This is a genomic window from Synechococcus sp. A15-24 (assembly GCF_014280195.1).
Taxonomy (GTDB): Bacteria; Cyanobacteriota; Cyanobacteriia; order PCC-6307; family Cyanobiaceae; genus Parasynechococcus.
The window spans coordinates 1,840,027-1,866,254 of the sequence record NZ_CP047960.1 but is presented as its reverse complement, the minus strand read 5'-3'; the positions used below and the strand labels follow the sequence as shown (position 1 = coordinate 1,866,254).

Annotated in this window: 36 protein-coding genes and 1 tRNA gene; 11 read left to right on the top strand and 26 right to left on the bottom strand. The window is 63.0% G+C overall.

Going from position 1 to position 26,228, the window contains the following annotated elements:
- Positions 1–108: 108 nt before the first annotated feature.
- The 21 genes from rpmJ to rplC form a co-directional block, all read right to left on the bottom strand.
- Positions 109–222, bottom strand: a complete 114-nt coding sequence (rpmJ, locus tag SynA1524_RS10665; RefSeq protein ID WP_006173336.1) for a 50S ribosomal protein L36 — start codon at positions 220–222, stop codon at positions 109–111.
- A 46-nt stretch (positions 223–268) separates the two neighbouring features.
- On the bottom strand, positions 269–820 hold the full coding sequence (locus SynA1524_RS10660; RefSeq protein WP_186497730.1) for an adenylate kinase: 552 nt from the start codon (positions 818–820) through the stop codon (positions 269–271).
- Between the two features lie 55 nt (positions 821–875).
- A complete protein-coding gene (gene secY, locus SynA1524_RS10655) occupies positions 876–2,201 on the bottom strand; it encodes a preprotein translocase subunit SecY (protein WP_049692887.1) in 1,326 nt (441 codons plus the stop codon).
- A 104-nt stretch (positions 2,202–2,305) separates the two neighbouring features.
- Positions 2,306–2,764, bottom strand: a complete 459-nt coding sequence (gene rplO, locus SynA1524_RS10650; protein ID WP_011128942.1) for a 50S ribosomal protein L15 — start codon at positions 2,762–2,764, stop codon at positions 2,306–2,308.
- Between the two features lie 6 nt (positions 2,765–2,770).
- Positions 2,771–3,418: a 30S ribosomal protein S5 gene (rpsE, locus tag SynA1524_RS10645; RefSeq protein ID WP_011128941.1), complete on the bottom strand. Its 648-nt coding sequence runs from the start codon at positions 3,416–3,418 to the stop codon at positions 2,771–2,773.
- A gap of 13 nt (positions 3,419–3,431) precedes the next feature.
- Positions 3,432–3,800: a 50S ribosomal protein L18 gene (rplR, locus tag SynA1524_RS10640; protein WP_186497728.1), complete on the bottom strand. Its 369-nt coding sequence runs from the start codon at positions 3,798–3,800 to the stop codon at positions 3,432–3,434.
- Positions 3,801–3,833: 33 nt separating this feature from the next.
- Entirely contained in the window at positions 3,834–4,373 is a 540-nt protein-coding gene (gene rplF, locus SynA1524_RS10635; protein WP_011128939.1) for a 50S ribosomal protein L6, read from the bottom strand.
- A gap of 14 nt (positions 4,374–4,387) precedes the next feature.
- Positions 4,388–4,789, bottom strand: coding sequence for a 30S ribosomal protein S8 (rpsH, locus tag SynA1524_RS10630; protein ID WP_011128938.1), 402 nt, complete (start codon positions 4,787–4,789; stop codon positions 4,388–4,390).
- A gap of 19 nt (positions 4,790–4,808) precedes the next feature.
- A complete protein-coding gene (gene rplE, locus SynA1524_RS10625; protein WP_011128937.1) occupies positions 4,809–5,348 on the bottom strand; it encodes a 50S ribosomal protein L5 in 540 nt (179 codons plus the stop codon).
- 41 nt (positions 5,349–5,389) lie between these two features.
- Positions 5,390–5,746: a 50S ribosomal protein L24 gene (rplX, locus tag SynA1524_RS10620; RefSeq protein WP_186482160.1), complete on the bottom strand. Its 357-nt coding sequence runs from the start codon at positions 5,744–5,746 to the stop codon at positions 5,390–5,392.
- Positions 5,747–5,748: 2 nt separating this feature from the next.
- Positions 5,749–6,114 carry a 50S ribosomal protein L14 gene (rplN, locus tag SynA1524_RS10615; protein ID WP_011128935.1) on the bottom strand — a complete coding sequence of 122 codons (366 nt, stop codon included), beginning with the start codon at positions 6,112–6,114 and terminating at the stop codon, positions 5,749–5,751.
- Positions 6,111–6,422, bottom strand: coding sequence for a 30S ribosomal protein S17 (gene rpsQ, locus SynA1524_RS10610; protein WP_186497726.1), 312 nt, complete (start codon positions 6,420–6,422; stop codon positions 6,111–6,113). The genes rplN and rpsQ overlap by 4 nt, the downstream gene beginning before the upstream one ends.
- Before the next feature lie 17 nt (positions 6,423–6,439).
- Positions 6,440–6,649 carry a 50S ribosomal protein L29 gene (rpmC, locus tag SynA1524_RS10605; protein WP_186482159.1) on the bottom strand — a complete coding sequence of 70 codons (210 nt, stop codon included), beginning with the start codon at positions 6,647–6,649 and terminating at the stop codon, positions 6,440–6,442.
- Positions 6,650–6,651: 2 nt separating this feature from the next.
- Positions 6,652–7,128, bottom strand: coding sequence for a 50S ribosomal protein L16 (gene rplP, locus SynA1524_RS10600; protein ID WP_011128932.1), 477 nt, complete (start codon positions 7,126–7,128; stop codon positions 6,652–6,654).
- A gap of 16 nt (positions 7,129–7,144) precedes the next feature.
- Positions 7,145–7,873: a 30S ribosomal protein S3 gene (gene rpsC, locus SynA1524_RS10595; protein WP_186497718.1), complete on the bottom strand. Its 729-nt coding sequence runs from the start codon at positions 7,871–7,873 to the stop codon at positions 7,145–7,147.
- 20 nt (positions 7,874–7,893) lie between these two features.
- On the bottom strand, positions 7,894–8,259 hold the full coding sequence (gene rplV / locus SynA1524_RS10590; protein WP_186497716.1) for a 50S ribosomal protein L22: 366 nt from the start codon (positions 8,257–8,259) through the stop codon (positions 7,894–7,896).
- Between the two features lie 4 nt (positions 8,260–8,263).
- On the bottom strand, positions 8,264–8,539 hold the full coding sequence (gene rpsS, locus SynA1524_RS10585; protein ID WP_011128929.1) for a 30S ribosomal protein S19: 276 nt from the start codon (positions 8,537–8,539) through the stop codon (positions 8,264–8,266).
- A 35-nt stretch (positions 8,540–8,574) separates the two neighbouring features.
- Positions 8,575–9,438 (bottom strand): 50S ribosomal protein L2, encoded by an 864-nt coding sequence (gene rplB, locus SynA1524_RS10580; RefSeq protein ID WP_186497708.1) that lies wholly within the window; start codon positions 9,436–9,438, stop codon positions 8,575–8,577.
- Positions 9,439–9,453: 15 nt separating this feature from the next.
- A complete protein-coding gene (locus tag SynA1524_RS10575) occupies positions 9,454–9,756 on the bottom strand; it encodes a 50S ribosomal protein L23 (RefSeq protein ID WP_011128927.1) in 303 nt (100 codons plus the stop codon).
- Positions 9,749–10,384: a 50S ribosomal protein L4 gene (gene rplD, locus SynA1524_RS10570; RefSeq protein ID WP_011128926.1), complete on the bottom strand. Its 636-nt coding sequence runs from the start codon at positions 10,382–10,384 to the stop codon at positions 9,749–9,751. The genes SynA1524_RS10575 and rplD overlap by 8 nt, the downstream gene beginning before the upstream one ends.
- Positions 10,384–11,040, bottom strand: a complete 657-nt coding sequence (gene rplC / locus SynA1524_RS10565; protein ID WP_186497706.1) for a 50S ribosomal protein L3 — start codon at positions 11,038–11,040, stop codon at positions 10,384–10,386. The genes rplD and rplC overlap by 1 nt, the downstream gene beginning before the upstream one ends.
- 376 nt (positions 11,041–11,416) lie before the next feature.
- Between rplC and SynA1524_RS10560 the strand changes: the two genes are divergently transcribed.
- The 6 genes from SynA1524_RS10560 to recA all read left to right on the top strand — a co-directional run bounded on the left by SynA1524_RS10560 (position 11,417) and on the right by recA (position 16,682).
- Positions 11,417–11,878 carry an NAD(P)H-quinone oxidoreductase subunit N gene (locus tag SynA1524_RS10560; RefSeq protein ID WP_011128924.1) on the top strand — a complete coding sequence of 154 codons (462 nt, stop codon included), beginning with the start codon at positions 11,417–11,419 and terminating at the stop codon, positions 11,876–11,878.
- The gene (locus tag SynA1524_RS10555) at positions 11,845–12,891 is read left to right on the top strand and encodes a Light dependent period protein LdpA domain-containing protein (protein WP_186497704.1); all 1,047 of its coding nucleotides are present in this window, start codon (positions 11,845–11,847) and stop codon (positions 12,889–12,891) included. The genes SynA1524_RS10560 and SynA1524_RS10555 overlap by 34 nt, the downstream gene beginning before the upstream one ends.
- 23 nt (positions 12,892–12,914) lie before the next feature.
- Positions 12,915–14,546, top strand: a complete 1,632-nt coding sequence (locus SynA1524_RS10550; RefSeq protein ID WP_186499619.1) for an AAA ATPase domain-containing protein — start codon at positions 12,915–12,917, stop codon at positions 14,544–14,546.
- Positions 14,547–14,636: 90 nt separating this feature from the next.
- Positions 14,637–14,708 (top strand) — tRNA-Gln (locus SynA1524_RS10545).
- Between the two features lie 10 nt (positions 14,709–14,718).
- On the top strand, positions 14,719–15,468 hold the full coding sequence (locus tag SynA1524_RS10540; protein ID WP_186497702.1) for an HAD family hydrolase: 750 nt from the start codon (positions 14,719–14,721) through the stop codon (positions 15,466–15,468).
- Between the two features lie 86 nt (positions 15,469–15,554).
- A complete protein-coding gene (gene recA / locus SynA1524_RS10535) occupies positions 15,555–16,682 on the top strand; it encodes a recombinase RecA (RefSeq protein ID WP_186497700.1) in 1,128 nt (375 codons plus the stop codon).
- 1 nt (position 16,683) lies between these two features.
- On the opposite strand, the gene SynA1524_RS10530 is transcribed toward recA, so the two are convergent.
- The 3 genes from SynA1524_RS10530 to SynA1524_RS10520 form a co-directional block, all read right to left on the bottom strand.
- The gene (locus tag SynA1524_RS10530; RefSeq protein ID WP_186497698.1) at positions 16,684–17,040 is read right to left on the bottom strand and encodes a DUF1815 family protein; all 357 of its coding nucleotides are present in this window, start codon (positions 17,038–17,040) and stop codon (positions 16,684–16,686) included.
- A gap of 71 nt (positions 17,041–17,111) precedes the next feature.
- Complete coding sequence (locus SynA1524_RS10525; RefSeq protein WP_186497696.1) at positions 17,112–17,360, bottom strand: DUF2839 domain-containing protein; 249 nt, start codon at positions 17,358–17,360, stop codon at positions 17,112–17,114.
- A gap of 49 nt (positions 17,361–17,409) precedes the next feature.
- Positions 17,410–18,855, bottom strand: a complete 1,446-nt coding sequence (locus tag SynA1524_RS10520; protein ID WP_186497694.1) for a helicase — start codon at positions 18,853–18,855, stop codon at positions 17,410–17,412.
- An 82-nt stretch (positions 18,856–18,937) separates the two neighbouring features.
- Between SynA1524_RS10520 and SynA1524_RS10515 the strand changes: the two genes are divergently transcribed.
- On the top strand, positions 18,938–19,813 hold the full coding sequence (locus tag SynA1524_RS10515) for a prephenate/arogenate dehydrogenase (protein WP_502707924.1): 876 nt from the start codon (positions 18,938–18,940) through the stop codon (positions 19,811–19,813).
- On the opposite strand, the gene crtD is transcribed toward SynA1524_RS10515, so the two are convergent.
- Positions 19,803–21,305, bottom strand: a complete 1,503-nt coding sequence (gene crtD / locus SynA1524_RS10510; protein ID WP_186497692.1) for a C-3',4' desaturase CrtD — start codon at positions 21,303–21,305, stop codon at positions 19,803–19,805. The two genes, SynA1524_RS10515 and crtD, sit on opposite strands and share 11 nt — an antisense overlap.
- Between crtD and SynA1524_RS10505 the strand changes: the two genes are divergently transcribed.
- The gene (locus tag SynA1524_RS10505; protein ID WP_353616555.1) at positions 21,296–22,246 is read left to right on the top strand and encodes a fructosamine kinase family protein; all 951 of its coding nucleotides are present in this window, start codon (positions 21,296–21,298) and stop codon (positions 22,244–22,246) included. The genes crtD and SynA1524_RS10505 overlap by 10 nt on opposite strands.
- Before the next feature lie 4 nt (positions 22,247–22,250).
- Here the strand turns inward: SynA1524_RS10505 and SynA1524_RS10500 are convergent, their stop codons facing one another.
- Positions 22,251–22,643, bottom strand: a complete 393-nt coding sequence (locus SynA1524_RS10500; RefSeq protein WP_186497691.1) for a CAAD domain-containing protein — start codon at positions 22,641–22,643, stop codon at positions 22,251–22,253.
- A 49-nt stretch (positions 22,644–22,692) separates the two neighbouring features.
- Between SynA1524_RS10500 and SynA1524_RS10495 the strand changes: the two genes are divergently transcribed.
- The 3 genes from SynA1524_RS10495 to SynA1524_RS10485 all read left to right on the top strand — a co-directional run bounded on the left by SynA1524_RS10495 (position 22,693) and on the right by SynA1524_RS10485 (position 25,818).
- Positions 22,693–23,154, top strand: a complete 462-nt coding sequence (locus SynA1524_RS10495) for a M67 family metallopeptidase (RefSeq protein ID WP_286188568.1) — start codon at positions 22,693–22,695, stop codon at positions 23,152–23,154.
- A complete protein-coding gene (gene moeB, locus SynA1524_RS10490) occupies positions 23,144–24,277 on the top strand; it encodes a molybdopterin-synthase adenylyltransferase MoeB (RefSeq protein ID WP_186497690.1) in 1,134 nt (377 codons plus the stop codon). The genes SynA1524_RS10495 and moeB overlap by 11 nt, the downstream gene beginning before the upstream one ends.
- A gap of 161 nt (positions 24,278–24,438) precedes the next feature.
- Complete coding sequence (locus SynA1524_RS10485; RefSeq protein WP_286188745.1) at positions 24,439–25,818, top strand: tyrosine-type recombinase/integrase; 1,380 nt, start codon at positions 24,439–24,441, stop codon at positions 25,816–25,818.
- Positions 25,819–26,228 lie beyond the last annotated feature (410 nt).

Below are 26,228 nucleotides of genomic sequence, written 5' to 3'. Positions count from 1 at the left end.
TCAAATGAGAGGGACAAAGGCCTCCATTGCAGTGGAGGCGGTGATTGATGCAGTGCAGGCCGGAAGCAGGGATTCGAAGATCCGTTCAGGTCTGACGTGGGCTGGTTGTCAGCCCTGGCGCTGCTTGTGCTTCGGGTTGGTGCAGATCACCATGACCCGGCCGTGGCGACGGATCACCCGGCACTTGTCGCACATTTTCTTGACTGAAGCGCGCACCTTCATGAGGCGTGGCTCTCCAAATTTCCAAACAGCAATCCTACCACGCGGGTCAACTCAGCACATTGGTAATCCGCTCGGTGATCTCCTCCACGGAGCCGTTCGCTTCAACCGACACCAGCAGGCCTTTGTCCCGATAGAAGCTGATCAGGGGTGAGGTCTTCTCTCGGTAGACCTCCAGGCGATTGCGGATGACCGCTTCATTGTCGTCGTCGCGGCCACGGGCGAGCAGACGCTCGATCAGCACGGCATCGTCCAGCTCAAGCAGCACCACGGCTTCAATCGGTTGCTTGAGTTCGTCGAGCAGCGGTTCGAGGGCATCGGCCTGAGGCACGGTGCGGGGAAACCCGTCCAGGAGCCAGCCTCCGCTGGACAATCCCTTCAACTGGCTTTCCACGATCGCAAGCACCAGGGCATCGCTGACCAGTTCCCCACGGTTCATCACCGCTTCGGCCTCCTGGCCCAGGGCTGTGCCGGCTACGACCTCCGATCGCAACAAATCACCGGTGGAGAGATGGCTCATGCCGTTGGCGTTGCACAGGCGTGCTGCCTGGGTGCCCTTTCCTGCTCCAGGGGGGCCAAGGAAGAGGAGACGGGATTTCATTGGTGTGTGCGAATAGAGAGCGAAAAAGGAAACAGGGGCTTGCCGCCTCTGTTGATCACTGACGCACCAGCCCTTCGTAGCGCTGGGAGATCACGTAGGTCTGCACCTGTTTGGCGGTGTCGATGGCCACACCCACGAGGATCAGCAATGAGGTGGCACCCAGGCCCTGGAAGGTCTGCACATTGGTGGCGCGCTCCACCGCTGCGGGGATGATTGCGACGCTTCCCAAGAACAGGCCGCCCAGGAGGGTGAGCCGATTCTGAACACCGGACAAATAGGTGGCAGTGGCACTGCCAGGACGCACCCCAGGGATCGCAACGCCGCCCTTTTTCAAATTGGAGGCGATATCGGTCGGGTTCACCGTCAGTGATGCGTAGAAATAAGCGAATCCGAGGATTAAGGCGAAGAAGGCCAAGGCATAGGGCCATGGGTTGGCGGCGCCTGGGTTCAGCAGGCTGGCTCCCCGGATCAACCACTCGTTCTTGGTGAAATTGGCAATCGTGACGGGGAGGAAGATCACCGCTGAAGCGAAAATGATTGGCATGACGCCGCCGGCATTGAGCTTCAACGGCAGATAGCTCTGACGGGTTGGCAGAACCCCGACACCGGCACCCCCGACCTGGCGTTTGGCACTGACGATGGGGATGCGACGTGCACCCTCCTGCACAAAGATGATGCCAACAATGGTGACAAGGAAGACCAGCACCAGCACGACGATGCCCAGAACGGTGTTGCGGTCACCGGTCTGAGCCGCCTCGATCGTGGCGCCAAGGGTGCGGGGCAGCGTTCCCACAATGTTTAAGAAGATCACCAGCGATGCCCCCTGGCCGATGCCCCGTTCGGTGATCACCTCGCTCAGCCACATCACCACCATTGATCCGGTGACCAGACACAGCGCGGTCTGGACCACGAACACCACCTCGCTGATTCCTTCCAGGGCGTACTGGCGCAGGATCATGGCGAAGACGACGCTCTGGATCAGGCCCCAGCCCAGGGCGACGTAGCGCGTGATCTGGGCAATCTTGCGCCGACCGGCTTCCCCCTCGTTCTTCTGCAGATCCTCCAGCTGTGGCAGGGATGCCGTCAGGAGCTGCAGGATGATCGAGGCGTTGATGAACGGAAGGATTCCAAGCGCGAAAACGCCGAGGGTCGAGATTCCCCCGCCGGTGAAGATGTCGAGGAAACCCAGCAGGGAGCCGCCCTGCTCGATGAAGCTGGCAAAGGCCTCGCGGTCGATCCCTGGGATGGGGATGTAGATGCCGAGACGCACCAGCAGTAACAGGCTCAGGGTGGTGAGCACTCGATTGCGCAGGCCCGAGTTGCCGATCAGCTGGCTGATGACTTCGGCGGCGTTGGGATTGCGGCCCCGACTGACGAGCATGGACAGGAAGAATGGGGTGGGCTGAATGCAGCAAAGCCGCCCGTGGATTGACATCCAGCGGACGGCTCAGACCTTAGGGCTGACGGACGGTGAACCCGGCCGGATCAGTCGAGGGTTTCGCAGCTGCCGCCGGCGGCTTCGATTTTGGTGCGGGCTGATGCGGTGAAGGCAGCGGCCTGAACAGTCAGCTTCTTGGCCGTCAGATCACCGTTGCCGAGAATCTTCAGGGGATGCTTCGGACTGGTGACAACCCCATCTTTGACGAGGGAGTCCAGGTTCACTGTGCTGCCGTCCTTGAGGCTGTTGAGAGCCGAGACGTTGAGCACTGTGAAGTGCTTGGGGTTGACCAGGGGGAAGTGCTTGAGCTTCGGCACCCGGCGGTAGAGCGGCATCTGGCCACCTTCAAAACCTGGGCGGGTGGGACGGCCGGAGCGGGATTTCTGGCCACGCATGCCGAAGCCGCAGCTGGCGCCCTGGCCGGCGGCGATGCCGCGGCCCTTGCGCAATTTGCGGCGACGGGCGCCCTTGTTGGCTTTGAGGGATTCGAGTCGGAGAGTCGTCATCGCGAATCAGGAGTAGATCTGTTCGAGGGAGATTCCCCGTTCCTTGGCCGTCTCCTTGTGGGTGCGGAGAAGCGACAGGGCCACCATGGCAGCCCGGGCGTTGTTGAGGGGGGTCTTGCTGCCCAGACGCTTGGCCAGGACATTCTTGATGCCGGCCAGCTCGAGCACGGTGCGGATCGAGCCGCCCGCAATCACACCGGTACCGGGGGCGGCGGGACGGATCAGCACGCTGGCGGCACCGTCACGGCCATTGGAGAGGGTCGGGATCGAGTTGTGACGGGTGAGCGGCACCTTGACCAGGTGCTTCTTGCCATCGGCGACGCCCTTGCGGACAGCACCGATCACATCACCGGCCTTGCCGACACCGACGCCGACTTGTCCTTTCTCGTTGCCGACAACGACGATGGCCCGGAAGCTCATCTTCTTGCCGCCCTTGACGGTCTTGGAGACGCGGCGGATCTGCACCACGCGCTCCTGCCATTCGGAGTCGCGCTCTTGATTGCGTCGATCACCGCGGCGTCCGCCGCGGCGGTCACCACGTTCACCACGGCCACCGCCGCGACGCTGTTCCTGTTGCTGGCCCTCCGCGGCTGCGGGGACATCGGCGGCGCCTGGCACCGCGTTGGGGTTGGACTGGGGGGAGGAATCTGTCATGGGTAAGCAGGAATCAGAACTGAAGGCCCGCTTCCCGGGCGGCATCGGCTAAGGCCTTGATCCGGCCGTGGTACAGGTTGCCGCCACGGTCGAAGACCACGCTTTGGATCCCCTTGGCGATGGCGCGCTTGGCGACCAGTTCGCCAACGGCGACGGATGCATCACAGCTGCCGCCGTTGGCATCAAGGCCAGCACGCAGCTCTTTGTCAACGGTCGAGGCCGAGCACAGGGTGCTCTGAGCGTCGTCGTCGATGACCTGGACGTAGATGTGATTGTTGGAGCGGAACACCGCCAGCCGCGGACGGTCGGAGGTGCCGGTGAGGTGGCGACGCAGGCGCCGGTGGCGTTTCTGCGTCTGCTGTTTGCGGGACAGTTTGGACATGGTGGGTAAGGGAGAGGAACGTCAGGACAAGGCTTATTTCTTGCCGGACTTGCCCGCCTTGCGCATGATGCGCTCGCCTTCGTACTTGATGCCCTTGCCCTTGTAGGGCTCGGGCGGGCGGATGGCGCGGACTTTGGCGGCCTCGTTGCCCACCAGTTCCTTGTCGATTCCGGAGACGATCACCTTGGTGTTGTTTTCCACCTTGAAGGTGATGCCCTCAGGTGGCTCCATTTCAACGGGGTGGCTGTAGCCGGCGCTGACCACGAGGGTCTTGCCTTTGACCTGGGCCCTCGAACCCACGCCCACGATTTCGAGGCTCTTGCTGTAGCCGTTGTTGACGCCCTCGATCATGTTGGCGACGAGGGTGCGGCACAGGCCGTGGCGTTCACGGGAGAAGCGCTTGCTGGTGGATGGAGCCACCACGATGCAGTTGTTGTCTTGGCTGACGCTGACGCCATCAGGAAGGGTGCGTTCCAGTTCGCCCTTCGGTCCCTTGACCTTCACGGTGAGGCCGTCGAGGGAGACGGTCACCTTGTCGGGTACGGGAACAGGATTTTTGCCGATGCGTGACATGGTTGAGCTCCGGATCAGTAGACGTAACAGAGCACCTCGCCCCCGACGCCCTCGCGGCGGGCATCGCGATCACTCATCACACCTTTGGAGGTGGAGATGATCGCAACGCCAAGACCGCCGAGGACCTTGGGCAGGCCACGGGTGTTCTTGTAGATGCGCAGACCTGGCTTGCTCACCCGCTGCATGGAGCGGATGGTGGGCAGCCGGTGCTTGCCGCTGTACTTGAGGGAGAGCACCAGTTCGGTGCGCACGCCTTCGCCCTGTTCGCTGATCTCGGAGATGAAGCCCTCCTGCTGCAGCACCTTGGCGATGCTGCGGGTCATGCGGGATGCAGGGATCTTGGTGGTCTCGTGACGCTTCTCACTCGCATTGCGAATGCGGGTGAGCATGTCGGAAATTGGGTCGTGGTTGGCCATAGGTGTCGACGGGGAGGGCTCAGTTGCTCTGGAACGGCATTCCCATCTCGCGGAGGAGGGCCCGGCCCTCTTCGTCTGAACGGGCGGTGGTCACGATGGTGATGTCCATGCCACGGATGGCATCGATCTTGTCGAAGGAGATCTCAGGAAAAATGATCTGCTCCCGCACCCCCAGGGTGTAGTTGCCGCGCCCGTCAAAGCTCTTCGGGCTCACCCCGCGGAAGTCGCGGATGCGGGGCAGCGCCAGGTTGATCAGGCGCTCCAGGAACGCATACATCCGGTCACCGCGCAGGGTGACGGCACAACCGATCGGCATGCCCTGGCGAATTTTGAAGGCGGCGATTGCCTTCTTGGCACGGGTGACGACCACTTTCTGGCCGGTGATCTGTGCCAGCTCGTTCACCGAGGCCTCAAGGGACTTGGCGTTGGCGGCGGCTTCGCCGAGGCCCCGGTTGACGGTGACTTTCACCACCTTGGGGACTTCGTGGATGTTGGTGAGGGAGAGATCCTTCTGCAGCTTGGGCTGAATGGTCTCCCTATAGCGCTTCTTGAGTGACATGGGGGATGTGGGGTGCTTCTGGGCTTGGTCAGAAGTCGGGTTCAGTCGAGGACTTCACCGGTTTTCTTGAGCTTGCGCTTCTTGCTGCCGTCCTTTTCGACGACGATCTCGACGCGGCTGGCCACCTTCTTGGCGGTGGAATAGAGCATCACGTTGGAGGCATGCAGGGATGCTTCCTCATTGACGATGCGTCCGGTCTCACCTTCCTGGGTGGGCTTCTCGTGGCGGGTGCGCATGTTGACGCCTTCCACGATCACGCGGTTCTCGTTGGGCAGGGTGCGCAGCACCTCGCCGGTCTTGCCCTTGTCCTTGCCGGCGATCACCTGAACGGTGTCGCCTTTGCGGATGCGCATCTTGATGCGATCGCTGGGCTTGGCCTTGCTGGTTGCGGTGGCCATGGTCAGATCACCTCCGGAGCGAGGGACACGATTTTCGTGAAGTTGCGCTCGCGCAATTCACGGGCCACCGGTCCGAAGACGCGGGTGCCTTTGGGGTTGTTGTCAGCGTTGATGATCACCGCTGCGTTGTCGTCGAACCGGATGGAGTTGCCGGTGTCGCGGCGAAGGGTTGCCTTGGTGCGAACCACCACGGCTTTCACCACATCGGACTTCTTCACGCCCATGTTGGGCATGGCGTCCTTCACGGCGGCAACGATCACATCGCCCACGTGGGCGTAGCGACGGTTGGTGCCCAGCACACGGATGCACTGGATGCGCTTGGCGCCGCTGTTGTCGGCGACGCTCAGATAGCTCTCCTGCTGGATCATTCGCTCACCTCCTTGGCCGCAGCCTCAGGTGCTGGAGCAGCGCTCTCGGCTGATTTGTCAGCTTTCGGGCTGTGGCTCAGGACCTCGGCGATGGTCCAGCGCTTGTGCCGGCTCATCGGACGGGTTTCCGTGATGCGAACACGGTCTCCGACGCGACAGGAGTTGTCTTCGTCGTGGGCTTTGTAACGGGTGGTGCGGCTGACCGTCTTTTGATAGATGGGATGGGGGAAGCGGCTTTCCACCGCCACCACCACCGTTTTTTCCATCTTGTCGCTGACGACGGTGCCGACCCTTTCCTTGACTGCCATGGGTACAGAGAGGGGGATCAGGACGCGGCGGAGCGCTGACGCTCCGATTGCACCGTCATCAGCTGGGCCAGCTTGATGCGGACCTCTTTGAAACGGTGCGTGTTGGCCAGCTGGCGGGTGGCCTGCTGGAAGCGGAGCTGAAACAGTTCGCGGCGAAGACCATCGATCTGTTCAGTTATGTCCGCATCGGACAGCTGGCGGACCTCAGCGGCGTTGGGACGGGCCATGGTCAGGACTCCACGTTGACGGCTTCAGCAGCAGCCGGCGCTTCCGCAGCCGATTGCTTCTGCTGTTCATCAAGAGCGATGAACTTGGTCTTCACGGGCAGCTTGTACTGCGCCAGACGCATGGCCTCCTTGGCGATTTCGGGGGTGATTTCGGCACCGCCCATCTCAAAGAGGATGCGACCTGGCTTGATCACTGCCACCCAGAATTCCGGGTTGCCCTTACCGGAACCCATCCGGGTTTCGGCGGCGCGCATGGTGATCGATTTGTCCGGGAAGATCCGGATCCAGATCTTGCCGCCACGCTTGACGTAGCGGGTCATGGCGCGACGGCTGGCCTCGATCTGGCGCGAGGTGATCCAGCCGCATTCCTGGGCCTGCAGTGCGAATTCACCGAAGGCGATGGTGTTGCCCCGGGTGGCGACGCCGCGCATGCGGCCTCGCTGCATTTTCCGGAATTTGACGCGTTTTGGACTCAGCATGGTTCAGGCCTCCTGTTCAACCCTCGTTGGAGCGGTCTTCGAACTGTTGGGGCCGACGGCTGGCCCGACGGCGAGGGGAAGCCCCCACCGGCATCTGCGGGGCTTCGTCGCCCAGCACTTCACCCTTGAAGACCCACACCTTGATGCCCAGCACGCCGTAGGTCGTGCTGGCCACCTTGGTGGCGTAATCGATGTCAGCCCGCAGGGTGTGCAGGGGAACGCGACCTTCTCGGGTCCACTCGGTCCGGGCGATCTCGGCGCCGTTGAGGCGGCCGGACACCTGGATCTTCAGGCCGAGAACACCAGCGCGTTGGGCGCGCTGGACGGCCATGCGGATGGTGCGGCGGAACGCCACACGTTTTTCCAGTTGCTGGGCGATGTACTCAGCCAGCAGGAAGGCGTCACCGTCGACGCGCTCCACTTCGACGACATTGATCCGAACCTGGCGGTTCCGATCGCCGACCGTCTTCTGGATTCCGGAACGGAGTTCCTCGATTCCGCTGCCCTGGCGGCCCACCAGCACGCCGGGGCGTGCGGTTTTGAGCTCCACCTCGAGCTGATCGGCCTTGCGGGCGATCAGCACATCGCTGATGCCAGCAGAACCGTATTTCTTGTGAATGAACTTGCGAATCCGATCGTCCTCCTGAAGGAGGGCCGGATAACTCTTGCTGGAGGCGTACCAGCGAGACCGGTGTTCCTGGGTGATCCCCAGGCGCAGACCGGTTGGGTTGATCTTGTGTCCCATTGGGTCAGAGTCCTCGGGGGTCAGGAATCGGGCTGAGCCGCCACAGCAATGCTGATGTGGCAGGTCTGCTTCTTGATCTGGAAAGCGCGACCCTGAGCCCGGGGGCGGTAGCGCTTCATGGACGGTCCCATGTCGGCACTGGCACTGGAGATCACCAGAGAGGCGGGATCAAGACCCAGGTTGTGCTCGGCATTGGCCACAGCGGACCGGAGCACCTTGGTGATCGGTCCGGTGGAGCGATACGGCATGAACTCGAGCATGACCAGGGCGTCGCGGTAGGTGCGACCTCGGATCTGATCGAGAACACGGCGCACCTTCGACACGGAGCCCCGGATGAAGCGTCCGTGGGCCTGTGCAATCGGGGCCGTGGTGGATGACGTGGTCATGGCGTCAGCGGCCTCCTTTCTTGTCTTTGATGTGGCCCTTGAAGGTGCGGGTGGGAGCGAACTCCCCCAGCTTGTGACCCACCATCTGCTCGGTGATGAACACCGGCACGTGGGACTTGCCGTTGTGAACGGCAATTGTGTGGCCGATCATCATCGGCAGGATCGTGGAGGCTCGAGACCAGGTCTTGATCACGGACTTGTCGTCGGTGTCGTTCTGCTTTTCAACCTTGCGAAGCAGGCTGTCGGCAATAAACGGACCTTTTTTGAGTGAACGTCCCATAGCGGTTTAAGCAAGCGGCAAAACGATGGTTGGCATCAGGAATCGCGTCCGCCACGGCTCCGCTTGGAGGTCTTGCGACGCTTCCGGAGCACGTATCGGTTGCTGGGCTTGTTCCGCTTGCGGGTCTTGAGACCGAGGGCGGGTTTGCCCCAAGGGGTCACCGGGCCGGAGCGGCCAATCGGTGCCCGACCCTCACCACCACCGTGGGGGTGGTCGCAGGGGTTCATCACACTGCCTCGAACCTGGGGACGACGCCCCAGCCAGCGGCGGCGACCGGCCTTGCCAAGGCTGGTGTTGCGGACTTCAGAGTTGCCCACTTCACCGAGGGTGGCGTAGCACTCACGGCGGATCAGGCGCACCTCGGTGGAAGGCAGCTTGAGGGCGACGTAGTCGCCTTCTTTGGCCATCACCTGAGCGCTGGCACCGGCGGTGCGGACCATCTGGCCACCGCGGCCGGCATAGAGCTCAACGCAGTGAACGCTGGAACCCAGGGGCACGGCCGACAGCGGCATGGCGTTGCCGTTCTCGATCGGGGCGTCGGGTCCGGAGACCACGGTCTGACCCACCTGAACCCCTGCCGGAGCAAGGATGTAACGCTTCTCGCCGTCGGCGTAGAAGAGCAGCGCCAGACGGGCGTTGCGATGGGGGTCGTAGTGGATGGCAGCCACCTTGGCGGTGATGCCGTGCTTGTTACGGCGGAAGTCCACCACGCGGTACAGCCGCTTGTGACCGCCACCGCGATGGCGGCAGGTGATCACACCACGGTTGTTGCGGCCCTTGCGGCGGTGTTTGGACACCACCAGGGACCGTTCCGGCTTGCGGCCGGTGACCTCACTGAAGTCGGTGACCACCCGGGTTCTGGTACCGGGGGTGTAGGGGCGGAAGTTACGGATTGCCATGACGATTCAGACCCCTCAGGACTCAGGGAAGAGTTGGATCGAGTTGCCCTCCGCCAGGCGCACCACGGCTTTCTTCACCTGGGCTCGTTTGCCGGCGAAGCGACCCATCCGACGCGTGCGACGGGGGGGATTCATGGTGCTGATGCCGGTCACCTTCACATCGAAGAGCTGCTCGATGGCGGCCTTGATGTCGGGTTTTGCGGCGCGGTGGTCCACCTCGAAGGTGTACTGGTTGAACTCGAGGGCCCGGGTGGCCTTCTCGGTGATCAGCGGCCGACGGATCACGTCAGCCAGGCGGCCCTGGAAACGCTCAGTCATCGCCGTAGACCTCCTGGATGGTTGCAAGGGCGTCCTCGCCGAGCACCAAGGCGTTGGCGTGGAGTAGATCGAAGACGTTGAGCTGATTGGCGGCGATCAGCTTCACCTTTTCGAGGTTGCGCACGGAGCGGCGCACCACATCGGAAGGCTCGGTGAGCACAATCAGCACCTTGGCGTCGGCAGCGATGCCAAGCCGGCCGAGGGCGTCCGTGATCTCCTTGGTCTTGGGGGCTTCGAGGCTCGTGCCGAAGTCCTTCACCACCGTCACGTCTTCAACGCGGGCCATCAGCGCGGTGCGCAGGGCCAGACGACGTTCCTTGCGGTTCATCGCAAGGTTGTAAGTGCGGGGCTTCGGCCCGAAGACGATGCCGCCGCCGGGGCGCAGAGGTGTGCGGATCGAACCCTGACGGGCTCGGCCGGTTCCCTTCTGCTTGTAAGGCTTGCGGCCACCACCACGCACCTCGGATCGGGTGAGGGTGGAAGCGGTTCCCTGACGGGCGTGGGCCTGCTGGCGCAGAACCGCACGGTGCATCAGGTCGTTGGCCGTGGTCTCCTTGGCCACTTTCAGATCGAGGGTCGCCTTGCCGGCTTCCTTCCCCTGCCAGTCGCGAATCACGCAGTCAGCCATCACTGTCCTCCTTTGGCGGGCTTGGCACCCACCCGCAGGGCGGGTCGGATGTTCAGCAGGGCGCCCGGCTTGCCGGGGACCGACCCTTTCACCACAAGCAGGTTGCGCTCGCTGTCCACCTTGAGGATGGTCAGGCCGCGGGTGGTGATCTTCTTGCCGCCGTAGCGACCGGCCATGCGCTTGCCGGGGTAGATGCGACCAGGTGTGGTGCCGGGTCCGATCGAACCGGGCTCGCGGTGGTTCTTGGAACCGTGGGTCATCGGTCCACGGCTGAAACCGTGGCGTTTCTGATAACCGGAGAAACCACGGCCGATCGTGTCACCGCTGACATCAACCTTCTGGCCGGCTTCGAAATCACCGACGGTGATCGATCCGCCCAATTCGAAACCGTCCAGGCCATCAACGCGGTATTCACGCAGGTGGCGGAGGAGTGTTTCACCGGTTTTGTTGAGGTGACCCTTGGCAGGCTTGTTGATCAGCTTTTCGCGGGTGTCGCCAAAGCCGATCTGCACCGCGGCGTAGCCATCGATGTCGCTGCTTTTGAGTTGGGTGATGCGGCAGGGACCGGCCTCGATCAAGGTGACGGGGACGGCTCTGCCCTGCTCGTCGAAGAACTGGGACATGCCCAGCTTCTTCCCGAGAATGCCAATTGACATGAGTGGGGAGGAAGCGCCAGCGGGACTAGCACCACCCGGTGACCCGGATGGGGCGTGGTTTGCTGATCGGTTGGACGCAGACGTGGTTCGAGCGAAGAATCCTGGAAGGAACGTCTCTCGAATGGGGCTAGCGGTCGATTCAGCGAGGCTGGGACTGACCTGTGCACGAGGTGCTCTGGAAGTTTCCCGGCGGATCGGAGGACCCGCACTGGCCTGAGGACCCTGCGCAATCGCGGGGTCTGTTCTGCCGACTGGAGGCCCGGCTAGCGGACGGGCACAGAAACGCAGAACAAACAAAGAACATACAGCAGCGTCAGACCTCCCTTCCCTGCTCTTGCCTTTGGCTGCCAGACTCTCGACCAGCCATCCTGCAGCCATGCCTCTGCTTCTCACCGGCCGGACATTCCGCCGTGATCTCGAAGCCCATGGTTGTCTGGCCGTTCATGCGCCTTTGGAAGGCGGTGCCGAAACCAGGTTGTTGCGACGGTTGCGCGGTGCCGGCTATCGCACTCGACTCTGGTCAGCCCGTGGCCTGGGCGATCCGGAGGTGTTCCTGACGCAGAAGCACGGCATCCGTCCCCCACATCTGGGACATCAAAGCGTCGGTCGTGGTGCTGCTGTCGGTGAGGTCCAGGAGGTGGTGCCGCAGCTGGGTGATCTGCTCGATGGTGACGCCCAGGTGGCGCTTTGGCTTCTTGAGGGGCAAGTGCTCTCGCAATCAGAACTGCGCTCTCTCTGCGATCTCTGCAGTCGCGAACCACGCCTGCGCATCATCGTGGAGATGGGTGGAGCCAGGAGCCTGCGATGGCAGCCGATGAGCGGCCTGCTGGCCAGCTGAGTCCTCACGACGCTCTGCGTCGTGGCCACTGGGTCAAGTTGATCTGTGGTGCCAGCAACCAGGACCTGCCTGCGATAGCGGATCTCTGTGCTGTGTACGGAGCAGCAGGCATTGATTGCGTTGATGTTGCCGCTGATTCGGCCGTGGTGAGAGCAGCTCGTCAGGGCTTGCAGTGGCTCGACCAGCTCGGCATGGCACGGCCTTGGCTGATGGTGAGCGTCAGCGATGGCCGTGACGCCCATTTCCGCAAGGCTTGGTTTGATCCCGCCCGTTGTCCGGCCGACTGTCCGCGACCGTGCCAGCGGGCCTGCCCTGCGGAGGCGATCGCAGCGGTGGGAGCGGTGGATAAGCGCCTTTGCTATGGCTGTGGTCGCTGTCTACCCAGCTGTCCGCTCGGTCTGATCGAAGAGCGTGACCACCGCCTCAGCTCCGACGCGATCGCTGAGCTGCTGGCGTCGATGCGCCCCGATGCGGTGGAAGTACACACCGCTCCGGGACGGAGTGAGGCCTTTGACACCCTGTTGGCGCAGCTGGCCGTCGCCGGAGTGCCGCTGCAGCGTTTGGCCGTCAGTTGCGGGTTGGAGGGCCATGCGCTGACTCCCGCTGCCCTTGGCCAGGAGCTGTGGCAACGACACAGCAGCCTGCGCCGTTGGGGATTCAGCCCGCTCTGGCAGCTGGATGGACGCCCGATGAGTGGTGATGTGGGAGCCGGAGCGGCCCGGGTCGCGGTGCAGCTGTGGCGCAGGATGCAGCCGCTGGCGCCGCCCGGACCGCTGCAGCTGGCCGGCGGCACCAATGCCAGCACAGTGCAGCTGTTGCGGCCTGAGGAGCGCCCTGCAGGCGTCGCCTTCGGGGGGATGGCTCGTCGTCTGCTGATGCCCTTGATTCACGAGGCGCAGGCCCAGGGCACGTCTCTGCGTCACTGGCCCGAGGGCTGGCGGGCTGGGCTGAACCTGGCCCGCTCTTTGGTGGAGCCATGGCGGCGACGGCCAGGGATGGAACGCCCCTGCTAGAAGCGGGTCCGGGGGATGCCGTGATGACCACACAACGGATCACAGACGATCTCGAGCGGTTGTTGGCTCTGCTCCCCGATCCGGTGCGTGACGCTCTTCGCCCGCCAGAGCGCCGGGACCAGCTGCTCGAGGTGGTGCTGGATCTGGGACGTGTCCCTGAGGCGCGTTACCCCGGCCAGGCGGTGGCCCTTGGTGAGGTTGCCCTCACCCGCGACGACCTAGACGCCATGGTGGCTCGGCTGGGTTGTTTCGGTGCAGACAATCGCGCCGGAATCGAGCGGACCCTGCATCGGATCAGCGCCATCCGCAATCGCCGGGGGGATGTGGTCGGCCTGACCTGCAGGGTCGGTCGTGCGGTCTTCGGCACCGTGGCCCTGGTTCGGGATTTGCTGGATGGAGGTCAGTCCCTGCTGCTGATGGGGCGCCCAGGCGTCGGAAAGACCACCGCCTTGCGTGAGATTGCGCGCGTGCTGGCGGATGACCTGCAACGACGGGTCGTGGTGATCGACACCAGCAACGAAATCGCCGGTGACGGCGACATCCCCCATCCCGCCATCGGTCGGGCCCGTCGGATGCAGGTGGCCAGGCCTGAACACCAGCATCAGGTGATGATCGAGGCGGTGGAGAACCACATGCCCGAGGTCATCGTCATCGACGAGATCGGGACGGAGCTGGAGGCCCAGGCGGCCCGCACGATTGCCGAACGGGGCGTGATGCTGGTGGCCACGGCCCATGGCAATGCCCTGGCCAATCTGATCAAGAACCCCACACTCAGCGATCTCGTGGGCGGCATTCAATCGGTGACCCTCGGGGACGATGAAGCCCGGCGACGGCGCAGTCAGAAGACGGTGCTCGAGCGCGCTGCCGAGCCCACGTTCCCCGTGGCGGTGGAGATGCACAGTCGTCAGCGCTGGGCGGTGCATACGGATGTGGCCTCCACGGTGGACCAGTTGCTGCGCGGCCTCCCGCCCCGGATCCAGGAGCGGGAGCTGGCAGCCGACGGCGCTGTTCGGTTGGTGGATCCACCGGACGAGCGGCGTCCTCGCCTGCTGGCACAGCCTGGGCTGCAGAGTCGGCCTGCTTTGGCGGCTGTGCCGATGCCACCGCCCGCTGAACCACCGTTACCCGACCCAGAGGAGGAGGTCGATCCCGCCAGCGACGACCTCCAGGTGCTCTGTTGCGGGATCACACCGCAACTGGTGGACGAGTCGACCCGGCGCCATGGATGGCCCGTGCAGGTGGTGGAGGATCTCTCCGATGCGGATGTGGTGTTGAGCATCCGTCAGGGACTGGGGCGTCAGCCGTCGCTGCGGCGGCAGGCCCGTGAGCTGAAGGTGCCGATCCTGGTGATCAAGGCCGACACACTGCCCCAGGTGGAGCGTGCGCTGGAACGGTTGCTCAGTCGGCGCGAGGGCATGGATCAGGAGGAGCCAGGTCCCGTTTCCGGGGACGGCCAGGACGACGAACTGGCGGGCCTCGAGGAGTGTCGGTTGGCCGTGGAGCAGGTGGTGATGCCGCAGGGCCGGCCCGTGGAACTATTGCCGCGATCCGAGCGGGTGCGCCGGATGCAGGCCGATCTTGTGGAGCGTTACCGGCTGCGTAGTGATGTCTTCGGCCAGGCCGAACAATGCCGATTGCGTGTGTTCCCCCCCTGACCAGGCAACGGTGGATTGACGAAGGTGAGCCTGATGTGGGTAACTATTTCCTAACCGGAGCGCGTTCGATTACGGAGTCGCCCGGATCATTGGGCCGTCGCCAAGCGGTAAGGCAGCGGGTTTTGGTCTCGCCATTCCTAGGTTCGAATCCTAGCGGCCCAGTTTTTCCGTCATGACGGCACACTCCCTTCTTGTCTTCGACTTTGACGGTGTGATCGTCGATGGCATGGCTGAGTACTGGTGGAGTGCCTGGATGGCAGCCCAGCGGCTCAATGCAGAGCCGCAGGGGCTCGGGCCTGATGCGGTGCCGCAGGGTTTCCGGCGGTTACGTCCCTGGGTCCATCACGGCTGGGAGATGGTGTTACTGGCCGCTGAAATGCCTCAGCTCGATCCCGAGCGTTGGGTTGTGGATTACGAGGCTGAGCAGGCCATGGCCCTGGAGCGGCGCGGCTGGGCCGCGTCTCAACTGCAGGAGGCCCTGGACCAGACGCGGCAGCAGGCTGTCAGCTCGGATCGTGCGGCCTGGCTTGGCTTGCATCAACCCTTTCCCGATCTCGTGGATCGATTGCAGGCGTTCCAGGAGGAGGGCGTGGATTGGGCCGTGCTCACCACCAAGACGGCAGCGTTCACCGCTGAGTTGCTGGAGAGCCTTGGGCTCAGGCCCTGGCGGCTGGATGGACGGGAGGCCGGTCCCAAGCCGGAGGTGCTGCTGAGACTCCAGCGTGAACGGGTGCTGGCAGGTTTTGTCGAGGATCGCCGTGCCACCCTCGAGACGGTGCGAGACACCGATGGTCTTCAGTCGCTGCCGTGCTGGCTGGCGAGCTGGGGATATCTCAAGCCTTCTGATCGCGAGGATCTCCCGCATGGAATCCAGCTGATTGACCCGGATCGACTGGCGACCCCCCTGGCGCAATGGCCCTGATCCGTTAGGGTACGTCTGTACTACCTGAGACGATTCGGCGCTTCTGTGGCATTGGATCTCTCGTTCCTTAGTTTCAGGTTGCTTCCATGCCTGCAGAGATGAAATCCGCCGCTTCCGGTTCCGATCCCCGTTCCTCCGGCGAGCGCGACAAGGCGCTGAATCTGGTGCTTGGCCAGATCGAGCGCAACTTCGGCAAGGGGTCGATCATGCGCCTTGGCGATGCCTCCCGGATGCGGGTGGAAACCATCTCCACCGGTGCCCTCACCCTTGATCTGGCCCTTGGCGGTGGCTACCCCAAGGGACGTGTGGTTGAGATCTACGGACCGGAGAGCTCCGGTAAGACGACCCTCACCCTGCATGCCATCGCAGAAGTGCAGAAGCGCGGCGGTGTGGCTGCCTTCGTCGACGCTGAGCATGCCCTCGACCCGGTTTACGCCGCCTCCCTCGGCGTTGATGTGGAAAATCTGCTGGTGTCCCAGCCAGATACCGGCGAGATGGCGCTGGAGATCGTCGATCAGCTGGTGCGCTCAGCGGCGGTAGACATCGTTGTGATCGACTCAGTGGCCGCCCTGACGCCGCGGGCTGAGATCGAAGGTGAGATGGGAGATCTGGCGGTTGGAAGTCAGGCTCGTCTGATGAGTCAGGCGATGCGGAAGATCACCGGCAACATCGGCAAGTCCGGTTGCACCGTGATCTTCCTCAACCAGTTGCGCCTCAAGATCGGCGTCACCTACGGCAACCCTGAAACCACCACGGGTGGCAATGCGTTGAAGTTCTATGCCTCCGTTCGACTGGACATCCGTCGGATCCAGACGCTGAAGAAAGGAACGGAGGAATTCGGGATCCGGGCGAAGGTCAAGGTCGCCAAGAACAAGGTGGCTCCGCCGTTCCGCATCGCTGAGTTCGACATCCTGTTCGGCCGCGGCATCAGCACCCTCGGTTGTCTGCTGGATCTGGCGGAAGAAACCGGTGTGGTGATCCGCAAGGGAGCCTGGTACAGCTACGAGGGCGACAACATCGGCCAGGGGCGGGATAACACCATCACCTGGATGGAAGAGAACCCTGAAGCCGCCATCACGATCGAGCAGCTCGTGCGTCAGAAGCTCACCGAGGGATCTGAAGTGAAGGCCAACTCGATGAAACCGCTTGCAGCAGCGGCTCGCACGGCAGCGGCCGCGGCCCCGAAGGCCTCGGCGGATGAGGCGGCGGCCTGACTCAGGCCGGGGATGGAGCGGACAGTTGGCTTGCTGTGCTGTCCGCACCCCGGCTTTGGTGCAGCATTTCGGTCATTCGCTGCAGTTCCTGGATGGCTTCGGCGCCTTCCAGCTTCACCAGCTCGTGGCCGTTGCGGGACTCCACCCAGCTGATACCGAAATCGGACACGAGGAAACGCACCACGTGGCCATCGCCGAGGTCGGAGACGAACGACGCGCCATGGGCATCCTCGCCATCACCGCAGGAGTAGCAACTGGCGGTCATGCCGCAGGCTTTCAGGCCGGAGGCCAGTGCTTGCAGGCTCATCACGAGATCCTGAACCACAGAGCGGTAGTGCTCGGCGAGACGGGGGAACATGCCTGAGTCCTAAGCAAGACCCAGGCTAAAGGTTCTCTTCAGCTTCTGTGTGTCCCTGTCTGGAAGGGGTGTCAGGGGGTGTCCGCCAGGGTCCACCAGCCCGCGGCAGGTCCGATGAAGCGCACCGTCACCCAGAACACGACCATTGCGCCGATGCCGATCCATGCCCCACGAGTGGTGACCGCCACAAACTGCTGGGCTTGATTCCGGGTCAGGGGGATCCAGGACACGATCCGTGGGGAGGTGTCCTTCGGGGACGCACCCTTCTTGGGTTGGCGTGGTGGCAGGCCCTGGGCCGACCGTCGGCGAGCTTCTCCCATCCCCACAAGCTGTCGTCACTTCAGCTTATTCAGCTCTAAAGCGGGTGAGTCAGTCAGGCAGAAGACGTTGAAGCGGTCGCCAGGGTTCAAGCCGTTGCAGCACCTGATCGCCCCAGCTCCGCCCCCACAGGCGGCCATCCAGCACCGCAAGCCTGCCTCCAGATCGGCGCAGGGGTGCGACTGCGGCAGGGATCTGGCGCAGTGCTTCCGGCAACAGCAGGGAGCGGAACCAGTCCGCACCCTGGGATTTCAACCGTTCCACCCGAGCGGCTGTGATCGGGCTGGTGAGGCTGGCGATCGGCAGCAGGCCGATGATGATCTGCTCCGGCTCAGGCAACTGGTCAAGGTGCTGCAACCACCAGCTCCAGCTGCCGCTGATCACCCCGTTGACTTCCGGTGCAGTGCACTCATCCTGAACTCGGGTGCCGAATTCGGCGGCCAGCGATGCCGTGAGGGAACGGCGCAGGCTGGGGTCGTCGAGCAGCAGCACCGTGAGGCCCGGGCGACCCAGGATCAGTCGCCGGCTTTGCTCCAGCAGATGCTCGGCATAGATCTCCGTGTTCGGTAAGGGCTGACGCCTGGGGGCAAACAACGGCAGTGGCTCCTCCAGTTCGGCCTCCCGCAGCACCGCGGTCACCGTGGGCGAGGCATTCGCCTCCTGCAGTTCCTGTTCCAGCCGGGCGCTGTCCCCGCTGTCGCTCAGCATCAGCGTCGGCCGCTGGCTCAGCAGCCCCTGCAGTTGCTGCAGGGGCTCCAGTGGTTCCAGGCACCAGCTCCACTGCAGCATCGTGTGATCCAGCTCGGCCCAGTTGCCCCACTCGCGGGGATCGCAGGCCAGCAATTCAGACCAGGGGGATGGACAGGGCCCCATCACCCCCAGCAGATCCCGCAGGCTCTGGCAGGCGCTGTTGTCCAGTCGAATGCAGGCGTCAACCCGTGGCGCTTCCCGGAACAGTTGTCTGCTGAGCCGTTCATGCAACTCCAGCAATGGCTTTTCGGCCTGGGGTAGGGCCAGACGCAACTGTTCCCAGTGGCTTGCATCCAAACGGATGGCCATGCACCGCCGCAGCTGTTCGCTGAGCTGATCGATGCCTGGCAACAGCAACTGACGATCACCCAGCAGGTCATTGCGGTGAGCCTGAATCATGCCGGCATGGTCCAGCAGCCAGAGCTGATCCTGCGGCGGCGGGGTGCTGCCCTCCCAGCAGGCCAGTCGGAATCCCTGGCGGGCCAGGCGCGGACGTTCCACCTGCAGCAGTCGCTGCCGCTGTTGCGCTGTGAGCACGAGCACGGCGCTGCTGGGTTGCAGACACAGCGGCATCAGCAGCCCCAGCCACCAGCGTTCCCGTTGATTCGGTGCCAGACGCAGCAGGGTCCTGTCGCCACGTCTCAGGCTGCGACCCACCAGCCGGCTGAGGGTCAGGTGATGGGGCCAGTTCGATTCACCCTGCTGCAGCAGTGTCTTCAGGTGACTGTGGGCCTGGGCTTCAAGCATCAGTGAACCATACGCAGAGTTCGATGCCCAAACGGTTCATCGCAATCGATCGACCAACATGGACACAGGACCGTTGAGCGGCATGGGTGTGGATTCGGGCTGCGTTGGCATCGTCGGTCTGGGCCTGATCGGTGGATCGATTGGCTTGGATCTGCGCGCTCAGGGCATCAAGGTGCAAGGCCTGGTCCACCGTTCTTCAACAGCAGAACGGGCGATGGAGCGGGGACTGGTCAGCGCGGTGAGCACCGATCCCGCCTGCCTGGCCTGCTGCGACCTGGTGATCCTGGCGTTACCGATTCCGGCGCTGCTCAGGCCGAATTCGGAATTGCTGGAGGCCCTGCCGGCTGAGGCGGTGGTCACCGATGTCGGTTCGGTGAAACAACCGGTGCTGGAGGTGTGGAACGGCCGTCACCCACGTTTTGTGGCCAGCCACCCCATGGCGGGAACGGCGCAGGCCGGGGTGGAGGCAGGCCAGCGCGATCTGTTCCAGGGGCGCCCCTGGATTGCCACTCCGGATGTCAAGACCGATGCGGCGGCACTGGCGGTGGTGGAAGACCTGGCCAGGCGACTCGGCAGCCGTTGGTTCACGGCCGCCGCCGCCCAACACGACCAGGCGGTGGCCCTGATCTCCCACATGCCGGTGTTGGTCAGCGCTGCTCTGTTGCGGGCCGCCGGCGATGAACGCGACCCTGAGATCCGCACCTTGGCCCAGGCCCTGGCCTCCAGTGGTTTCGCCGACACCAGCCGCGTCGGTGGCGGCAACCCCGACCTAGGGGTGGCCATGGCCAGCAGCAACCGTGAGGCGGTGCTCAAGGCCCTGGCGGCCTACCGCTGGAGTCTCGAGCAGCTGGAGGATGCCGTGATCAAAACCAACTGGGATCAGCTGCACAAGGAGCTGACCCGAACGCAGCACCTGCGTCCCGGGTTCCTGGATGCTTCGGCTGAACTCAACCCCTGAGCTGCAGCTCGCCGCCGCGCGCTGCCACCAGCTGCCGACAGGCATTGAGGGCTGAAAGGCTGACGCCTGCCGTTCCTTCTCCGGGGTGGAGGCTGTCGCCGCAGAGCCAGAGCCCTGCCATCGGCGAGCGGCCCGCCAGACCGAAGGGTCCGAAGCGGCTCGGATGCTGGCCGAGTCCCCCCACTATCCCCCGCGGTCGCCCGGTCCAACCGGCGAATCCCCGGGGGGTGGCCAATTCCACGTGCAACCAGTCCTGGGGCTGCAGATCAAGCCAGTGGTTGAGCTCCCGTCGCATGGCGTCCAGGCACTCGCTTTTGCGGGCCTGGTACGGCTCCTCCTCGAGGCTGCACCAGTCCGCGGTGGGGGTGAACACGCTGGCGATGAGGGTGGCCTGACCCGCCGGTGCCCGTCCGTCACCCTCGCGGCTGATCGAAACGAACAGGGAGCCTGGATCGTGGGATCCCCGTTGCAGATGGCCCGGGCAGGCGCTGGGTAATACCTCCCGTCGCACCGCGCCGTAGAGCACCAGGGCGCCACTGGGTTCCGGCAGCTGGCTCAGGCGTTGCCGGTAACCCCTGGTCATCACGGCCTCGGGGATCAGCTCCAGCAAGCACTGGGGCGGCAGGCTGCAGACCAGATCGGCGGCCATGTGGATCTGATCACGGCCGGTGGGACTGTCCACCACCACCCGCCAGCCCTGGTCGGTGGGCTCGAGGGCGGTGACCCGATGGCGCATCAGCACGCGGCCGCCCTGGGTTTCGATCGCCTGCACCAGCTGATCGCTGAGAACCTGCATGGAGCCCTGCAGATGCCAGAGCCCCAGGGGTGCCTGGGCTATCTGTAGCACCGTGGCGCCGTAGAGCGCTGCGGTCCGGTCCGCGGGCTCTTGGGAATACAGCTTGAGCTGGAGGTCGAGAAACCGTCGCAGGCGCGGGTCGTCGCCGCAACCGCAAAGGCCGAGCAGGTCGGCCATGGTCAGGCCCGTCAGCAGACCCGACGCCACGGTGATCGGGCGCAGGGCGGAAACCAGTTGGCGCAGGTCCCAGAGGGAGCGCGGCGTGACCACCGGATCACGACCGGCGAAGCCCCAGTTGCTGCGATGGATCAGCTCACAGAGGCGCCAGAAGGCGTCGCTGCCGGGAAACTGGCGACGGCGTTCGGCGTTCCAGCGCTCGGGGTTATGCCAGAGGGGGATGGGCTCGGAGCCATCCCCGAGGTCCACCACGCAGCCAGGATCGAGGATCTCGGCTTCCGGTAGGGGCAGGCCCAGATGCTGCAGCAGACGGGCGTGGCTGCCGCCCGGTTCGAGCCCGGCCACCTGGGTGGCGCCCACGTCAAAGGTCCACGGCCCTCGGCGGAAGGTGCCGGCACAGCCCCCCGGCTGGTGATGTGCCTCCAGCAGCGTCACCGGCAGCCCCTGCTTGGCCAGCAGCGCCGCTGCGGTTAGCCCGGCGATGCCGCCACCGATCACGATCACACCGGTTGACGTCAAAGCGCACCCTTGTACCGGTGCATGCTGGCAACAAGCGATCCGTCCCGGCGATGCACCCGCAACTGCAGCAGGAGTTGGTGGCATCCACTGGACCACTGCCGGGCCGCCAGCTGGTGGGTGTGCGTGCGGTGGGGGGCGGCTGCATCCACCAGGCCTGGTGCCTGACCCTGGCGGACGGCGAGCGGCTGTTTGCCAAAAGCGGCAACCCCCAGGCCATGGCCCTGTTTGAGGTGGAGGCCGAGGCGCTTGAGGCCTTGCATGCCCATGCCGATCCGGATTGGCTGGTGGTGCCCAAACCGCTGGATCTGGCAACCCTGCCCAGCGGAGCGGTGCTGCTGCTGCCCTGGCTGGAGCTCAGCGGCCGCGATCAGCGGGCCCTGGGTCGTGGCCTGGCACTGCTGCATCAGGCATCGGAAGCGGCTTCGCCCCAGCGATTCGGCTGGGATCGGGATGGCTACATCGGCGCAGGCCCCCAGCCGGGGGGATGGCGGGATCTATGGGGTGCCTGCTTTGTGGAGCTGCGGCTGCGGCCCCAGTTGGCCCTGGCCAGGGATTTTTCTTTCTCAGAGGAGTGGCTGGATCGGTTGCTGACTGGCCTGCGTCAGCGGATTGAGGGCCATGCTCCAAGCCCTGCTCTGGTGCACGGAGACCTGTGGGGCGGCAATGCAGGGGCTCTGAACGATGGTCGCGGTGCTCTTTACGACCCCGCCAGCTGGTGGGCCGATCGCGAGGTGGATCTGGCCATGACCAGAATGTTTGGCGGCTTCAGCGCAACTTTTTATGGGGCCTACAACGAGGTGTTGCCGCACCGCTCAGGTTGGGAGGAGCGCGTCGAGATCTACAACCTGTATCACCTGTTGAACCACGCCAACCTGTTTGGAGGCAGTTACGTCTCTCAGAGCCAGGACTGCCTGAAGCGCCTGGCTCGATCGATCAATTAAGACTTCAGCCGAGGTATTCCTGACGCAGGGACTGCACCCGCTGCACCAAAGCACTGCGCTTGTCGCTGGTGGTGAGGTTTCTCCAGCTCCACTGGCCCACCACCACAACGCCGAGCAGCTCCAGCAGGCCGGGCACCACAGGCAGCAGATTGATCGTGTCGAGGATGCCCTTGATCAGGATCTGAGCAACGATCACCGCAGCGAAGATGCCGACGATCTTGCCGATGCGACCCATCTGGTTCCAGTCGACCTGGTCGAGGGTGTCATTCACCTTGCCCAGCACTTCGCTGTAGCGCTCGGTGAACGAGGTGGTGTCTTCGGTACTCGTTGCAGACGCTTCCACCGCAGGGGTCGCGTCGGTCGCGGGGTCCTTAACTTCGGTGGTGGCGTCACTCATGGAACCGACAGAACTGTCTATACGGTCTGCAGAGCGTATCGGCGCTTCGTTGATTGCGCCATCCAAGCTGTTGCTGCGTTTTGGTTGCCTCACGATTCTGGAGCGCACCTTGCTGGCGAGCTGGCCTGAGGAAGGCTGCGCGTTGTTGATCGGATCCCAGGGCGAGGGCAGCTCGCTGCGGTTGGATCACGTCTGGCCTGGATGCAACCGTTGGGGGCGACAGCCGGATCTGCATCCGTGGGGAGCGGGTGAGACACCTGGCCGGGACAGCAATTTTCTGTTCGACCCCCGCGAACAACTGGCGGCTCAGCGCTGGTCCCGGCAACACCAACTACGGGTCATCGGTGTGGTCCACTCCCACCCCCACAGCCCGCCGGTTCCATCGGCGGCGGATCGCTGTCGCGGCGTCCCCCACCAGCTGATGCTGATCCTCTCGGCTCAGCAGGGGCTGCGGGCCTGGTGGCTGGAGGAGGATCGGCAGGTGCGGCCGGTGCCGATCGATGTCGATTGAGGAATTGAGTAGGGAGGAGCGGAACCGTTATGCCCGCCACCTGATGTTGCCGGAGGTGGGCCAGGCCGGACAGGAGCGGCTCAAGGCGGCGTCCGTGCTCTGTGTGGGGGCCGGTGGGCTGGGTTCTCCGTTGTTGCTGTATTTGGCTGCCGCCGGTGTCGGCCGGATCGGCATCGTCGATGGCGATGTTGTGGAGTTATCCAACCTGCAACGCCAGGTGATCCATGGCATGGACTGGCTCGGCCAATCGAAGGGGCGCTCCGCCGCGCACAGGCTGCAGGAGCTCAATCCCCACTGTCAGGTGGAGCTGCATGAGCAGATGCTGGATCGGGAGAACGCCCTGGAGATGATTGCCGGTTACGACCTGGTGTGTGATGGCTCGGACAATTTCCCGACGCGGTACCTGGTGAATGACGCCTGCGTGTTGCAGGGAAAGCCCTTGATCTACGGATCGGTGCAGCGTTTTGACGGCCAGGCATCGGTGTTCAACCGCACGCCGGAGAGCCCCAACTACCGCGATCTGCTGCCGGAGCCACCGCCGATGGAGCAGGTGCCGTCCTGTGCGGAAGCGGGGGTGATGGGGGTGATGCCGGGCCTGATCGGCTTGATCCAGGCGACGGAGGTGATCAAGTTGATCACGGGCATCGGCCGCAGCCTGGATGGCCGCCTGTTGGTGGTGGATGCCCTCACGATGCGGTTTCGCGAGCTGACGCTGCGGCGTGACCCGGAGCGGCCGGCGATCGATGGCTTGATTGACTACCAGCAGTTCTGCCGACCGACGGCATCTTCCATGGACAGCATCAGCGTGATCGAGCTCAAGTCGCTGCTGGATGGCTCGGCCGATGATCTGGTGCTGCTGGATGTGCGCAATCCAGCTGAAGCCGAGGTGGCTGTGATTCCTGGGGCCGTGCTGATCCCCCTGGCCTCGATCAAAAGCGGCGAGGCAATCGACCGCATCCGCGGGTTGGCGGAGTCCAGGCGTCTTTACGTGCACTGCAAACTCGGCGGCCGTTCGGCCCAGGCCGTGGAGCTGCTGGCTCAGCAGGGCATCACGGCCACCAACGTTGATGGGGGCATCGATGCCTGGTCCGTGCAGGTGGATCAGGCCGTGCCGCGCTACTGACCCATTGAATTAATAGTCAACCCCCCGTTTGAGGTCCACGCCCTGCTCGGCGTAGGCGGTAAAGCATTGTTGCAGCAGGGTTTTTGGCCTGATCTAGGCCCGTTATTCAAACTTTGTACAAACTTTGGCTAGTCTTCTGGCAGTTCGTCAGGAGCTTGGTCGTGCCGAAGATCGCTGAGAAGGCCAAAGCCCTGAACGGCAAGGGCGTGGTTTTCTCTTATTTGGGCGAGCCGCAGAAGTTCTATTTCCGCGAGCTGATCCCGGGGACCAAGAGGTACAGGTCCCGTTTGATCGAAGGCGCCGAAACGATCGAGGAGGCACTGGATGGCTGCATCGATGCCTACACGGCTCTTAGGAAAACCGAGTCGATTTTTCCAAAGGGTTCAGAGGTCGTCAGGCATGCAGGTGCTCCTGCTGTTTCTGTGCCGCCAGTACGTGCTCGTCTGAGGACCTGGGAGATCAAACGATGTGTTGACGAGTTCTTGGCGAGTGAGCACGCAAAGGTTGAGGCTGGTCTGCTTGCTCACAACACCTACGAGAACAAGCAGAGAACGCTTCGGATGCACATGCTCCCCTACTTGCGGGAGAAGGGATGCTCACATTCACAGCACATAGAAACGGAGACCTTTCATGACTATCCCGTTTGGCGAAAGGCTGCAGCTAAGTCAACCAGAAAGCTAGAGCTAGTAGTTATCAAAGACTTTGTTGATAATTTTATGCGTGTCAAGAACTTGCTGCGCAAGGAAATTGACTACAAGAAGTTAATTCCAAAAATCAAAATCACAGACAGTGACCTCGATGCTAATCCTCCCCTGGACGAATCTAACTGGAGAAAAATTCTGGCTGCATTGAAGCGCAACTGTGAAAGAGCAGAGAAGAATCCCAATCACAGAGGTCACTATTCAAATCGCCTCTTCTATCACTGGGTGATCATCGCTCGTAACTGTGGGCTGCGACCCATGGTTGAGCTGAATCAACTGCGCTGGTGTGATGTCCACTCAGTGAACGTCGGTCGGGACTCGAAGTCAGAAGGCAAGCGTGTTGACCGCTGGATCAGCGTGATCTACGTGAAGAAGTCCAAGACAGGTAGACAGCGGACTGTGCCAGCTAATGGTGTCCACAAGCAGCTACAAGATTGGAAGCAGTATCAGCAGGAGTACATTGCGAAGCATTGTCCTGGTGTCGAAGTAACTGACCAGACATACATTTTTGGCAACCCTTACCATGAGATGAAGCCTTACTCACGAGAGTATATGGGTCAGTCTTGGACAGATATGTTGAAGTTGATGGACGAGCCGCTGAAGCCTTATGTCTTCAGTGATCGCAACTACACCTTGTATTCATTGCGGAGCACTTATATATGCAACCTTATCCTTCAAGGTAAAGGCATCTATGACGTTGCCAAGCTTGCTGGTCATACCGTTGCTGTTTGCGAGAGGTATTACGCACGTCTTGATATGGCTGTGAAGGCTAAGGAGCTTACTGAATTTGAGTTTGGAAAGTCTGGAGGAAGAGGACAAGAAGTTATGCAATATGTATGACATGACTAACGGACTTCTAGTTGATAATTTGCTCCACTCAGGATCGCCTACAACCTGCCTCAAATGGCACGAACGATGAATCCCTTATTCACAATCACCAAAGCATCTCTCAGCGGCTCTCCGGATACCCACAACGGACAATTAAATAGCCACCAAACCACTCGCTCCTAGGTAAGGAAAGACGAATACAGATTCATGGTGATCAATAGAAACTTCTAAAAGTGCTACCGCATCCAGCAAAACGGCTCTGATACAGAGAGAACGATCGATCCCTACCGTATACAGGGGGATCTGGCAATCCCTAACTTATACAGGGGGAAGTAGCGATCCGACACTTATATAGGGGGATCTAGCGCTCCGAGCCTGATCACAACCTAGTCAACTAAAGCGTTCCAAATAGAACACAAGTA